Here is a 12,803-nt window from a genome sequence, read left to right as displayed (position 1 = left end):
GGTCACACCGCACCTGCCAGGGCTTGCCCGTAGTCGACGATCGCCGCACCAGGATGCGCGGCGGTATAGCGCTCGGCACCGGCCTGGGTTCCGAACGGCAGGTACCCCTCGGCACCCGGTGCGGGCAGACGCACCCACACGGCCTTGTCGGCGAACCACCGGGTGCCCAGCTCGGCGTCGGAGACGTAGGCGGCGCGGATCTTCTTGCCCTCACCCTCTGCCTGCCGGATCGCCTTGAGCAGGCAGACCGGCGTCGCGGCCGCAGTGGTGGTGTCCGATCCGTCGAGCCACAGTTCGCCTGCCGTGGCGGGATTGTCGACGGTGGTGTGGCACACCGGGTCGGTGCCACTGAGGGCCGACGGGTTGGTGCTCGAGTTCAGTGCCTTGTCGTAGTCCTGACCGCGTGCGGAGTACGCCGCCCGCAGCGGTCCGTCCTGCACGAAACCGGCCACGTCGAGGTCGGCGAAGTTGTCGATCGACTTCAGGTAGGGCACATCGCCTTTGAGCGCATCGATCAGTGACGGCTTGAGGGTGGTGTCGAACGAGGTGCCGCCCGGCCCGTTGTAGAGGTACACGACCTCCTGTGGCAGCCCGCTGCCCTCGGCCACCAGGCGGGCCGCCTCCAGCGGCTTGGTGTTGAGGAAGTCGGTGGCGTCGAGTTGCGCCTGCAGGAACGCGTCGAGCACCTCCGGGTGATCGGCCGCATAGGCCCGGCGGACCACGACACCGTGCAGAGTCGGGTAGTTCAGTTCCGCGCCGTCGTAGAGCAGCTTGGCCTTACCCTGGTGAACCAGCAGACCCGGCCAGGCAACGAACTGCGAAAGCGCCTGGACCTGACCGGATTCCAGCGACGAGGCGCCGACCTGCGGCTGCTGGTTGAGCACCTCCACACCGGTCTTGGCATCGATCCCGGCCTTGCCGAGGGCTTGCACCAGCATGCCGTGACCAGCCGATCCGACGCTGGCCGAGACCTTCTTACCGGCCAGGTCGGTCAACGACTTGGCCGGCGAATCCGGTGCCACCACAACCATGTTCAGCGCACCCTTCGGGTTGTACCCGGTGACCGAGACGATCTCGGTCTTGGCGCGTTCGTTGGCCTGGGTCTTGGACCCGTTGATGAGCATCGGGTAGTCACCCATCGAGCCGATGTCGATCTTCTCGGCCACCATCTGCGCGGTGATCGGGGCGCCGGTGTCGTAGTCCTGCCACGTCACGTTGTACTTGGTGCCGGTGCGGGTGGTGATGTCGGCCAGCCGGTGTTCCAGGTACCCCTGGGCGCGCAGCAGGGTGCCGGCGGTGACGGTGTTGATGGTCTTGGACTGGTAGCCGACGACGACGTCGACCGTATCGGCCGATTTCGTCGCCGAGTCCAGGGAGCAGCCGGCGGTCGCGAGCGTGAGACCGGCGGTGAGGGCGATCAGGGCTGTTTTCACTTCGGGTCCTCTAACGGATGAGATAGGGCATGTTGACGGTGACGGCGCCGGTGGGACAGCGGGCCGCGCACGGCCCGCAGTACCAGCACTCGTCGACGTGCATGAATGCCTTGCCGTTGTCGGGGTTGATGGCCAGCGAATCAAGTGGACACACGTCCACGCACAACGTGCAGCCCTCGATACACAGGGACTCGTCGATGGTCACGGGAACATCGGCGCGTTGGTTGACCAGCGTCATGCGTCTCTCCTATTGAGGTTGCCGCGCATGGTGATTCGATCACCACGCATCCTGATGTACTCCAGGTCGACGGGCGTGCCGTCGTCCAGACTTGTGAGCCGCTCGGCCATCAGCAGGGCCGATCCGGCCGGCACCTGCAGCGTCGCGGCGGTGTGCGGGTCAGCCGAAACCGCCTCCAGCGCAAAGCTCGCCCCGCCGAGGCGGTGTCCGCTGACCCGTTCGATGAGCGCGAAGATGTCGTTGTCCTCGAGCGCGTGACCGATCACCTGCTCGCCGATCTCCGGCGCCAGGTAGGTCAGATCCAGCGACAGCGGCAGATCGGCGAGGTAGCGCAGGCGCTCGATGAAGACCACCTGGGCGCCGGGCTCCAGCGCCAGCTTGCGGGCCACCGCGGGCGGGGCCGAGAGTCGCTGCACGGCACGGACTTCGTTGCGGACGTCGCCGTAGTCCTTGAAGGTCTCCTTGAGCCCGACCAACGCGTCGAGGCCGTGGTCGTACTTGCGGCCCGCCACGTGCGTGCCCACCTTGGTGCCGCGGTCGATCAGGCCCTCGGACTTGAGGACGGCCAGGGCTTCACGGATGGTGTTGCGGGAGACGAAGAATTCGGCGGCCAGTTCGGCCTCGGCCGGCAGCGCTCCGGCATACGTGCCCTCGTAGATCTGGTGGCGCAGCACGTCGGCCACCTGACGGGCCTGGTCGGCACGCGCACGGCGACTCGGCAGCGATACGGGATGAGCTTCGGGCTGGGAAGACACGCACTCAAGGTAAGGGCCTGTCGGAGGCACCTGCAGTGCGGCGAATCCACCCTCGGCGCAGGTTAACCGATTGCGCCGCCGACCCAGGATCCGTACCTGGCGAAACCGCGTTGCCGACCGGCATTACGCCACCTCGATCCCGGCAAGAATTTACAAATCGCGATGATCGAAACGTCGCCGCGCCTGGCCCGAAAAACTTTGACCACTTTGGTCACGTCAGTCCCAATACCCGGATTACTGTCGGTGTATCGAACTAATGTTCGAATCATGGCGATCGGGTTGGCCCAGAACCGGGGTGAGGTGCAGGCGGCACTGGCCGGCCACCGCGCCACGACCGCGTCACTCGTCGACGTCGACTTCACCGGACTCGACACCGCAGAGCTGCTGGCGCTCCAATCCGAACGGGAGCGACACGCCCGCATCGAGGCGATGATCGATCACCGGATCCAAGCCGCTCTGATGGCTCAGGCCGCCCCTCACGAGATCGGCGGCAAGTCCTGGAAGGATGTGCTGGCCACCCGGATGCGGATCAGCGGCAAGGAGGCCTCACGCCGCGTGACCGCAGCCGCCGAGCTGGGGCCGCGATATGCCATCGGCGGTGAGGTGCTGGAGCCGCTACTGCCCGCATGCGCCGAGGCGCTGCTGTCAGGGACCATCAACAGCGAACACATCGCGATCATCCGCAACACTCTGGCGGAGGCGAAAAAGTACGTCAGTACAGCTGAACTCGTCCAGATCGAATCGGACCTGGTGGCCGCGGCGTCCCGCGACACTCCTGAAACGCTCAAGGCCGCTTCGGACAAACTGCTGTATCTGCTCAACCAGGACGGCGACTCACCCGATGTCGCGGCCCACCTGCGTGGGCTGCGGATCGGCACACAGGACGCCGACGGACTGGTGCACGTCCAGGGCTGGCTGGACCCCGAGACAGCCGCGTACCTGACCACCGTCCCGGCGTGTGGGGCGCACCGGGCATCAACAACCCCGATGATCCCGAACCGATCCACAACCCCTCGCCCAGTCCGCTCGATGACGCTGAGGCCGAGCAGGAGCAGGACGCCTTGCATGGCTTGCAAGACCAGGAAGCGGCGGCCAGTCGTGACATGCGGACCCAGGCCCAGCGCAATCACGATGCACTCAAAGTGGCGTTGCGCGAATTACTGATGTCCAAACGGCTCGGCCGGCACGGCGGCCTTCCGGTCACCGTGGTCGTCTCCACCACGCTGGCCGAGTTGGAAGCCGGCGCCGGAATCGCCGTCACCGGTTCGGGCATCCGGATGCCGATGAAAGACCTGATCCGGTTGGCGTCCCACAGCTTTCACTACCTCACCGTGTACAAGCACCACACCGCAGAGCCGCTGTACTTGGCCCGCACCAAACGGTTGGCCACCAAAGCTCAACGACTACTGCTCTACAACCGTGACCGCGGCTGCACCCGCCCCGGATGCACAGCACCGGCCGACTATTGCGAGGTGCACCACGCGAAGGCCGACTGGCAGCACGGCGGGCAGACCGACGCCCCCGACCTCGCACTGGGTTGCGGGCCCGACAATCGCCTGGTCGGACTCGGCTGGACCACCAGCATCGATCCAGACACCGGCCGTGTCCGCTGGCATCCACCACCCCTGATGAACGCCGGGCAAGACACCCTCAACCACCACTTCCACCCCGAGGAACTACTGGTTCCCCCGGAGCCACGTGATCGAGGGGAACGCCGCTAGATCGTCGTCGCGCTGACCGTGACCGGGATGCCGTTGAGCGCCCCGTTGCCGGACGGCTCGTCGAGGAAATCGGGCAGCGACAGGATGTTGGTGTTGACCCCGGGCGATGCGTTCGCGACGCCGAGCCGCGTACCGGGCTGACCGTGGCCCCAGCCGTGCGGCATCGACACCACTCCGGGCTTGATCGCGTCGGTCACCTCGACCGGGACCACGATCTTGCCGCCGGCGGACGCCACTTCCGCGTTGTCGCCATCGGCGATCCTCCGGGCCGCCGCATCCTTACTGTGCATCAGCAGGGTGCAGCGGTCGCGTCCCTTCATCAACGAGCCGACGTTGTGCAGCCAGGAGTTGTTGGACCGCAGATGTCGCCGGCTCACCAGCACCAGTTCGTCGGGGGCCCGGTCGAGCCGCTCGGCCAGCCGCGGCAGGTCGTCGAGCAGATACTGCGGCGCCAGCCGGATCTTCTGGTCGGCGGTGCCGAGCACCTCGGGCACCTGGGGCACCATGGGGCCGAAGTTGATTCCGTCCGGGTGGGCCTTGAGCTTGTCCAGGGTCAGACCGTCGGGGTTCTCCCCGTACCGGTCGCCGAACGCGGCGGTCCGCAGCGTCAGATCCAGCATCCGCTCGGGGCCGCCGTGGTCGTACTGCTTGCGGATCTCGGCGCCGTCGAGCCCCTGGGCGAAACACAGGTAGTCGAACCAGCCGTCATCGAGCGCGGCGATGTCGACATCCTCGGCCGGGGTCCCGGTGCACAGCCCGGTGAGCCGGATCAGGATCTCCCACTCCTCCGGCGCATCGGGATCCTCGCGGTGGAACACCGGCAGTGAGTACCGGGCGAAGCTGTTGATCGCCGCGCCCAGCAGCAGGTCGGCCGAGTGCGGCTGCTCGAGCGCCGAAGCACCGGGCAGGATCACGTCGGCGTGCCGGGTGGTCTCGTTGAGCCACAGGTCCACCGAGATCATCGCGTCCAGTTGTGGCAGCGCCTCGTCGAGTTTGTCGCCGCCCGGTGTGGACAGCACCGGGTTGCCCGCGACGGTGATCAGGGCCTTGAGCTGCCCCTCACCGGGCGTGGTGATCTCTTCGAGCATGCATGACACCGGTACCTGCCCGAGCACTTCCTTGGCCCCGCGCACCCGGGTGCGGTAGCGGCCGAAATTCGGCGCACCGTCCTCCAGTCCCGGGATCGGCTGGCTCGTGATCGTCCAGGCCGTCGGCCTGGCGAACATCGCGCCGCCGGGGGTGTCGAAGTGACCGGTGACGATGTTGACCACATCCACCAGCCAGCTGGCCAGGCTGCCGAACTCCTGATTGCACGTGCCGATCCGGCCGTAGACCACCGCGCGCGGCGTGCCGGCCAACTCGCGGGCCAGTCCACGAATACGCTCCGCGTCGATACCTGTAGTGGCAGAGACCCTTTCGGGTGACCAGTCGGCCACCGCCTGCTGCAGGGTGGACACTCCGTCGAGGTGTCGTTCCAACTCGCCGAGGTTGACCAGGCCTTCGTCGAACACGGTGTGGACGATCCCGAGCAGGAGTGCCGCGTCAGTACCGGGCGTGATCGGCAACCACTCGTCGGCCTTGGCGGCGGTGGCGGTGCGCACCGGGTCGATGACGATCACCTTGCCGCGCTTACGGATACCGGCGATGATGCCCATCACGTCGGGGGCGGCCAGGAGCGATCCCTGCGAGGCCGCCGGGTTGGCCCCCATCACCACCAGCAGGTCGGTGCGCTGGATGTCCGGCGTCGGGAAGGCCCACCAGCTGCCGTACATCAGGTGCGACGACAGGTTCTTCGGCCACTGGTCGATGGTGCCCGGCGAGTAGGTGATCGGCATACCGGACAGGCCGAGCAGGATCGCCGAATAGCGGGACAGCGAGAACGAGTGCGCCAGCGGATTTCCGGTATAGGCCGCGACCGCGCCGATGCCGTACTTCTCGATGACGGGAGCGAGCAGTTCGGTGCAGCGACGGAAGGCGGTGTCCCAGTCGACCTCGTGCCACTCGCCGTCCAGCTTGATCATCGGCCGGCGGATCCGGTCGGGGTCGTCGTGCAACCCGGCCAGCGACGCGCCCTTGGGGCAGATATGGCCCGCGCTCCACTGATCGGACTTGTTCGGCCGGACGCTCGCAACCTTGCCGTCGGCGACCTGAATCTCCAAGCCGCACATGGCCTCACACAGCGGGCAGGCGTGCAGGTGCAGGCCGTCCTCGCCGACCCCCGCGATACTTCTCGACTCGTGTCCCATCAGCGGCCTCCGAATGTCGGTACGTGTAGTCACACACGTAACAACATCGTGGCACCGAACGGCACCGACGATCCCGATCTCCGGGATATGAATCTACTGCTCGGGCCGGTCCTGAACGGCACCCTGCACGGCAGCGGCGGCAGCCCGGATCTGCGGGGTCACCAGCATCACCTGGCCCAGCACCCCGTTGACGAATCCGGGCGACTCATCGGTGGACAGCTCCTTGGCCAGCTCGACGGCCTCGTCCACGGCGACGGGTTCGGGGACGTCCTCGGCGTGCAGCAGTTCCCAGACCGCCACCCGGAGGATGGCGCGGTCCACGGCGGGCAGCCGCTCCAACGTCCATCCCTGCAGGTGAGCCGAGATGAGGTCGTCGATGTGGGCGGCGTGTTCGGTGACACCGCGCGCCACCGACACCGTGTACGGATTGAGCGGGGTGACGTCGGGCTGATCCTCGGCCAGCGCGGTACGGCCGTCGGCCACCGCCTCCGGCGTGAGACCGCGCGCCTCGGCCTCGAACAGCAGATCCACGGCGCGCTTGCGGGCCTGGTGACGGCCCCGGTCGCCACGGCGGTCAGGCATGGTCAGCCATTCACGCGGCCGAGGTAGCTGCCGTCGCGGGTGTCGACCTTGAGCTTGTCACCGGTGTTGATGAACAGCGGCACCTGGATCTCGGCGCCGGTCTCCATGGTGGCGGGCTTGGTGCCGGCGCTGGAGCGGTCACCCTGCAGGCCGGGCTCGGTGTGGGAAACCTCGAGCTCGACGGACACCGGAAGTTCCAGGTACAGCGGCGCGGACTCGTGGAAGGCGATCTGCACCGGCAGGCTCTCCAGCAGGAAGTCGGCCAAGCGGCCGACGAGCGCCTCGGACAACGGATGCTGATTGAAGTCCTCGGAATCCATGAAGACGAAGTCGTTGCCGTCGCGGTACAGGTAGGTGGCGTCGCGGCGGTCCACGGTGGCGGTCTCCACCTTCACGCCGGCGTTGTAGGTCTTGTCGACGACCTTGCCGGACACCACGTTCTTCAGCTTCGTCCGCACGAAGGCCGGGCCCTTACCCGGCTTGACGTGCTGGAATTCGACGATCTGCCACAGCTGTCCGTCGATCTGCAGGACGAGCCCGTTCTTGAAGTCGGCAGTCGATGCCATGAGGGTGTAGCTCCTAAGCTTTTGTCACAAAATGGCCAGTTCCTTGGGGAACTGGGTAAGCAGGTCGGGTGCCGCCTCTCCGACGACCAGGGTGTCCTCGATCCGGACACCGCCGCGATCGGGCAAGTAGACACCTGGCTCAACGGTTACCGCAGAGCCAGCAAGCAGTGTACCGGCGGCGGCGGCATTGATTCCCGGCGCTTCGTGGATCTGCAGTCCGACACCGTGGCCGAGGCCGTGGCCGAAGTTGTCGCCGTAGCCGGCATCGGCGATGACCTGGCGCGATGCCGCGTCGACCGCGCTCAGCGACACCCCGGGCGCCAGCGCGTCACAACCCGCCTGCTGTGCGGTGGCCACCAGGTCATAGATGTCGAGCTGCCACTGGGCAGCCGGGCCCAGCACGAACGTGCGCGTCATGTCGGAGTGATAGCCCTCCACCAGGGCACCGAAATCGATCTTGACGAAATCCCCCGCGGCCAGCACCGCTTCCGTGGGCCGGTGGTGCGGGATCGCCGAGTTCGAGCCCGTCGCCACGATCGTCTCGAAGGACGGCCCGTCGGCGCCGCGGTCGAGCATCAGGGCTTCCAACTCGTTGCGCACCTCGCGCTCGGTCCGGCCGGGACGCAGGCCGCCACGCTCCAGCAGATCCATGAGCGCCGCGTCGGCGGCCTCGCAGGCCAGTCGCAGCATCGCGATCTCGCCGGCGTCCTTGATCTCCCGCAGCGCTTCCACGGTGCCCGCCGCGCGCACCCACTCGACGGTGTCGCCGGCCGCCTTCTTCAGGGCCGCATAGGCATCCACGGTCACCACATGGCTCTCGAAGCCCAACCGCAGGGCGCCGGTACGGGCGGCGCGCCCGGCCAGGTGTGACCCGCAGGCCCGCTCGATGACCACCTCGGCGTCCGGGGACTGCTGCGCGGCCTGCGTGCGATAACGCCCATCGGTGGCCAGCACCGGCGTGGTGTCCTCGGCGAGGATCAACAGGGCGGCGTTGGAACCCGTGAATCCGGACAGATAACGCACGTTGACCAGGTCAGTTACCAACATCGCGTCCAGGCCCAAGTCGGCCAGCCGACGCCGCAGCCGGTCCCTGCGCTGGGAAATAGTCACGGTCTGTGACGCTACTCGCTACAGTGTGCCCCCATGAGCAAGTGGTTACTGCGCGGAGTGGTGTTCGCAACAGCGATGGTCATCGTGCGCTTACTGCAAGGAGCACTGATCAACGCCTCGCCGGGTAACGCCACCTGGTTCAGCTTGGGGCTGGTCACGTTGTTCGGAATCGGCGTACTGATCTGGGGCCTGTTCGACGGCCAGTCCGACGCACGGGCCAATCCGGATCCGGACCGTCGTGCCGACATGGCGATGACCTGGCTGATCGCCGGCCTGTTCGCCGGCGTCGTCAGCGGCGCGGTGGCGTGGTTCATCGGGCTGTTCTACAAGAGCCTCTACACCGATGCGCTGCTCAACGAGGTCACCACATTCGCGGCGTTCACCGCGCTGCTGGTGTTCTTGCTCGGCGTTGGCGGCGTGACCGTGGGCCGCTGGCTGGTGGACCGCAAGGCCCCGCCGATGCCGCGTCAGCGCCACCACGGCCTGGCAGCCGACGAACGAGCCGACACCGACGTGTTCGCCGCGGTGACGGCCAACGGCGCGTCAGAGAGTGCCGACGCCGAGGCCCCGGTCGACTACCCCGAGCAACCCAAGCAGTAACCAGCCCGCCCACCTGGGCGAAGCAGAACTCAGGCGCACGTGGCGCGGGCCGTCAGGCCCGCGCCACTTCTGCGTATGCGGCCGCGAGAAGCGACGGGTCGGGGCCCTCAAGGCGGCCCGGCTTGGCCAGCCCGTCGAGCACGACGAACCGCAGCACTCCCGAGCGGTTCTTCTTGTCGCCTGCCATGTAGTCCATCAGCTGAGGCAGCGCGTCGCCGTCATAACTGACCGGCAGCCCCAGCGCGGTCAGCACCGAACGGTGCCGGTCGGCGGTCTCGTCGTCGAGCCGCCCGGCCAGCCTGCCCAATTCGGCCGCGAACACCAATCCCACGGACACCGCGGCGCCGTGGCGCCACTTGTAGCGTTCGCGCCGCTCGATGGCGTGCGCGAGAGTGTGGCCGTAGTTGAGGATCTCGCGCAATTGCGATTCACGCTCGTCGGCAGCAACCACCTCGGCCTTGACCGCGATCGCGCGGCGGATGAGTTCGGGCAGGACGGTTCCGGTGGGATCGAGCGCAGCCTCCGGATCGGCCTCGATCAGATCGAGGATGACCGGGTCTGCGATGAAACCGGCCTTCACGATCTCGGCCATCCCGGCGATGATCTCGTTGCGCGGCAACGTTTCCAGCGTCGCAAGATCGACCAGTACCGCGGCCGGCTGATGGAACGCGCCGACCAGATTCTTGCCGGCGTCGGTGTTGATCCCGGTCTTGCCGCCGACCGCCGCGTCGACCATGCCCAGCAGGGTGGTCGGCACGTGCACGATGTCGACACCGCGCAGCCAGGTGGCCGCAGCAAAGCCCGCGACATCGGTGGCCGCTCCCCCGCCCAGGCTGACCACCGCGTCCTTGCGGCCAATGCCGATGCGCCCCAGCACTTCCCAGATGAATCCGACGACGGGCAGCTCCTTGCCCGCCTCGGCATCCGGGATCTCGATGCGGTGGGCTTCAATTCCCTTGTCCGCCAAGTGCTGCCGGATGGCTTCGGCGGTCTGGGTCAACACCGGCTGATTCAGGATCGCCACCTTGTGACGGCCCTCGAGCGTGTTTCCCAGCTCGCCGAGCAGGCCATTCCCGATGATGACCGGGTAGGGCCGGTCCACCAGTACCTCGACGATTACCGGGTCAGTCATCATGTCGCTCCGCGTTGCGAGCGGCCAGGGCCGCTGGGGTGGGTATGGCTGCAGATTCTGTATTGGAGGAAGTAGCCGCGGTGTTGCCGGCCTTGGCCTCGGAACCGGACGAGGATCCGGATGCCGCACCACGCCGCCACGGCGGGCGACGCCGGCGCCGCTTGGCCGTGCGCGGCTGTTGCGCCGGTTTCTGCGGCTGTTTCTGGACCGGGGGGTTTTCCAGTCGCGTGACGATGGTGCGCACCACCGCGCCGGGATTGCGCCGGTTGGTGTTGATCCGCATGGTCGCGACGCGACGGTAGAGCGGCACCCGTTCGGTCATCAGGGCGCGGAACTTCTCGGCCCGGTCGGGCCCCGCCAGCAGTGGCCGGACCGTGGAACCGCCCGTGCGGCGCACCCCCTCGGCCGCGCTGATCTCCAGGTACACGACGGTGTGGCCGGCGAGTGCGGAACGCACGCCGGCGGTGGTGACCGCGCCGCCGCCCAGGGACAGCACCCCGTCGTGGGTGGCCAGCGCCGAACGGATGACCTCTTCCTCGATGCGGCGGAACTCCGCCTCGCCGTCGGTCGCGAAGATGTCGGCGATCGTGCGGCCGGTGGTCTCCTCGATCGCGGCGTCGGTGTCGAGCATCGTGAGGTTCAGCGCCTTGGCCAGCCGGCGGCCGATGGTCGACTTGCCCGAACCCGGCAGGCCGATCAGTACCGCCTTGGGGGCCATCAGCCCAGGGCCTGCGCCGCGGGCTCGCGCTCGGCGACGGCCCGCAGGTAGGCGTCGATGTTGGCGCGGGTCTCGGCCAGCGAGTCCCCACCGAACTTCTCCAGCACGGCGCGGGCCACCACCAGGGCGACCATGGTCTCCACCACCACACCGGCGGCCGGCACCGCGCACACGTCGGAACGCTGGTGAATGGCGACGGCCTCTTCGCCGGTCGCCATGTCGACGGTGGCCAACGCGCGCGGCACGGTCGAGATCGGCTTCATCGCGGCCCGGACCCGCAGCGCCTGGCCGTTGGTCATACCGCCTTCCAGGCCGCCGGCCCGGTTGGTCGAGCGCAGGACCCCGTCGGCGCCCGGGTACATCTCGTCGTGGGCGACGCTGCCGCGACGGCGCGCGGTCTCGAAGCCGTCGCCGATCTCCACACCCTTGATCGCCTGGATGCCCATCACCGCGGCGGCGAGCTGACTGTCGAGGCGGTTGTCGCCACTGGTGAACGAGCCCAACCCGATCGGCAGACCATCGACCACGACCTCGACGACACCGCCGAGGGTGTCGCCGTCCTTCTTGGCGTCCTCGATCTCGGCGATCATCGACGACTCAGCGGCTTCGTCGAACGCCCGAACGGGACTCGCGTCAATCTGGTCCAGGTCGGAGAACTGCGGCGGCGGACCGTCATAGGGCTTGGACGCGCCGATGGAGATGACGTGCGAGACGACCTCCACGCCGAGCGCCGCACGCAGGAAGGCGCGGGCCACGGTGCCTGCCGCGACCCGCGCAGCGGTCTCGCGTGCGCTGGCACGTTCGAGCACCGGGCGGGCGTCGTCGAACCCGTACTTGAGCATGCCGGCGTAGTCGGCGTGACCCGGGCGGGGGCGGGTCAGCGGGGCGTTGCGCGCCACGTCGAGTTCGGCCGGGTCCACGGGGTCCGGAGACATCACGGTCTCCCACTTGGGCCATTCGGTGTTACCGATCTCGATGGCGATCGGTCCGCCCAGGGTGGTGCCGTGACGCACCCCGGCCAGGATGGTGACCTGGTCCTGTTCGAACTTCATCCGGGCACCCCGGCCGTAGCCGAGACGACGACGCTTGAGCTGTGCCCCGATCTCCTCTGAGGTGATGGGCACGCCGGCAACCATCCCTTCGAGCATGGCCACCAGGGCGCGGCCATGGGATTCACCAGCTGTGGTCCAACGCAACACGGCTGTCATTCTCCCACGTCGGGGTTTGCCTCCTGAAATCCGTGCCTGAAGCCGACCGACCGTCGGCTACACCAGCACCAGGGCGACCGCGACGGCACTGGCCGTACACATCGACGGTCCGTGCGGCACGGTGCGGATACCGCGGACCGCGGCGCCGAATGCGAGGCCCGCGGTGAGCAAGGGCGCGGCCAGCGCGGCCAGCAGCCACACATCGACACCGAACGCACCGGTCATCGCCCCCAGCCCGACGGCGAGCTTGACGTCTCCCCCGCCCATGGCCCGCGGCGAGATCAGATGCACCGCCAGGTACAGGCCCGACAGCGCGGCGGCCCCGGCCAGTGCGGCGGGTCCACGGGACGCCGCGGCCGCCCCCACCAGAACCAGCAGTGCGCCGGGAAGCGTCAGCCAGTTCGGCAGCCTGCGCTCGGCGATGTCGTAGCCGCTGAGCACCAGCAGCCAGACGCACGCGATGACGGTTACCCCCACCCCCATCAACCGAGGTT

14 protein-coding genes are annotated in these 12,803 nt (G+C 67.9%); 3 read left to right on the top strand and 11 right to left on the bottom strand.

Annotation, left to right across the window (positions count from 1 at the left end; all coding sequences use genetic code 11):
• Positions 1–2: 2 nt before the first annotated feature.
• The 3 genes from TX88_RS16260 to TX88_RS16250 are packed head-to-tail and all read right to left on the bottom strand — an operon-like array spanning position 3 to position 2,426.
• Positions 3–1,433: an ABC transporter substrate-binding protein gene (locus TX88_RS16260; RefSeq protein WP_044518162.1), complete on the bottom strand. Its 1,431-nt coding sequence runs from the start codon at positions 1,431–1,433 to the stop codon at positions 3–5.
• Positions 1,434–1,443: 10 nt separating this feature from the next.
• On the bottom strand, positions 1,444–1,671 hold the full coding sequence (locus TX88_RS16255; protein ID WP_044518161.1) for a 4Fe-4S dicluster domain-containing protein: 228 nt from the start codon (positions 1,669–1,671) through the stop codon (positions 1,444–1,446).
• Entirely contained in the window at positions 1,668–2,426 is a 759-nt protein-coding gene (locus TX88_RS16250; protein ID WP_044518159.1) for a GntR family transcriptional regulator, read from the bottom strand. Before TX88_RS16250 ends, TX88_RS16255 begins: the two co-directional genes overlap by 4 nt.
• A gap of 267 nt (positions 2,427–2,693) precedes the next feature.
• Here TX88_RS16250 and TX88_RS32820 point away from each other — a divergent pair, with 267 nt between their 5' ends.
• The gene (locus TX88_RS32820) at positions 2,694–3,590 is read left to right on the top strand and encodes a DUF222 domain-containing protein (RefSeq protein WP_049924999.1); all 897 of its coding nucleotides are present in this window, start codon (positions 2,694–2,696) and stop codon (positions 3,588–3,590) included.
• A complete protein-coding gene (locus TX88_RS32815) occupies positions 3,530–4,147 on the top strand; it encodes an HNH endonuclease signature motif containing protein (RefSeq protein ID WP_084621922.1) in 618 nt (205 codons plus the stop codon). Before TX88_RS32820 ends, TX88_RS32815 begins: the two co-directional genes overlap by 61 nt.
• On the opposite strand, the gene TX88_RS16240 is transcribed toward TX88_RS32815, so the two are convergent.
• The 4 genes from TX88_RS16240 to TX88_RS16225 form a co-directional block, all read right to left on the bottom strand.
• Positions 4,144–6,393: a molybdopterin-dependent oxidoreductase gene (locus tag TX88_RS16240; protein ID WP_044518157.1), complete on the bottom strand. Its 2,250-nt coding sequence runs from the start codon at positions 6,391–6,393 to the stop codon at positions 4,144–4,146. The genes TX88_RS32815 and TX88_RS16240 overlap by 4 nt on opposite strands.
• Positions 6,394–6,486: 93 nt before the next feature.
• Positions 6,487–6,975, bottom strand: coding sequence for a transcription antitermination factor NusB (gene nusB / locus TX88_RS16235; protein ID WP_044518156.1), 489 nt, complete (start codon positions 6,973–6,975; stop codon positions 6,487–6,489).
• A 2-nt stretch (positions 6,976–6,977) separates the two neighbouring features.
• Positions 6,978–7,541, bottom strand: coding sequence for an elongation factor P (gene efp / locus TX88_RS16230; protein WP_044518154.1), 564 nt, complete (start codon positions 7,539–7,541; stop codon positions 6,978–6,980).
• A 24-nt stretch (positions 7,542–7,565) separates the two neighbouring features.
• Entirely contained in the window at positions 7,566–8,651 is a 1,086-nt protein-coding gene (locus tag TX88_RS16225) for a M24 family metallopeptidase (RefSeq protein ID WP_044518152.1), read from the bottom strand.
• 33 nt (positions 8,652–8,684) lie between these two features.
• Between TX88_RS16225 and TX88_RS16220 the strand changes: the two genes are divergently transcribed.
• Positions 8,685–9,251: a B-4DMT family transporter gene (locus tag TX88_RS16220; protein ID WP_044518151.1), complete on the top strand. Its 567-nt coding sequence runs from the start codon at positions 8,685–8,687 to the stop codon at positions 9,249–9,251.
• A gap of 52 nt (positions 9,252–9,303) precedes the next feature.
• On the opposite strand, the gene aroB is transcribed toward TX88_RS16220, so the two are convergent.
• The 4 genes from aroB to TX88_RS16200 all read right to left on the bottom strand — a co-directional run bounded on the left by aroB (position 9,304) and on the right by TX88_RS16200 (position 12,792).
• Entirely contained in the window at positions 9,304–10,383 is a 1,080-nt protein-coding gene (aroB, locus tag TX88_RS16215; protein ID WP_044518149.1) for a 3-dehydroquinate synthase, read from the bottom strand.
• Positions 10,376–11,101 carry a shikimate kinase gene (locus TX88_RS16210; RefSeq protein WP_044518147.1) on the bottom strand — a complete coding sequence of 242 codons (726 nt, stop codon included), beginning with the start codon at positions 11,099–11,101 and terminating at the stop codon, positions 10,376–10,378. The genes aroB and TX88_RS16210 overlap by 8 nt, the downstream gene beginning before the upstream one ends.
• Complete coding sequence (gene aroC, locus TX88_RS16205) at positions 11,101–12,300, bottom strand: chorismate synthase (protein ID WP_044518145.1); 1,200 nt, start codon at positions 12,298–12,300, stop codon at positions 11,101–11,103. Before aroC ends, TX88_RS16210 begins: the two co-directional genes overlap by 1 nt.
• A gap of 66 nt (positions 12,301–12,366) precedes the next feature.
• Positions 12,367–12,792 (bottom strand): prepilin peptidase, encoded by a 426-nt coding sequence (locus TX88_RS16200; RefSeq protein WP_044518144.1) that lies wholly within the window; start codon positions 12,790–12,792, stop codon positions 12,367–12,369.
• Between the last annotated feature and the right edge of the window lie 11 nt (positions 12,793–12,803).

The sequence above is a fragment of the Mycolicibacterium septicum DSM 44393 genome (genome assembly GCF_000455325.1).
Classification (GTDB): Bacteria; Actinomycetota; Actinomycetes; order Mycobacteriales; family Mycobacteriaceae; genus Mycobacterium; species Mycobacterium septicum.
The sequence above is the reverse complement of the archived record's forward strand: the minus strand, read 5'-3'. Positions and strand labels throughout refer to the sequence as shown.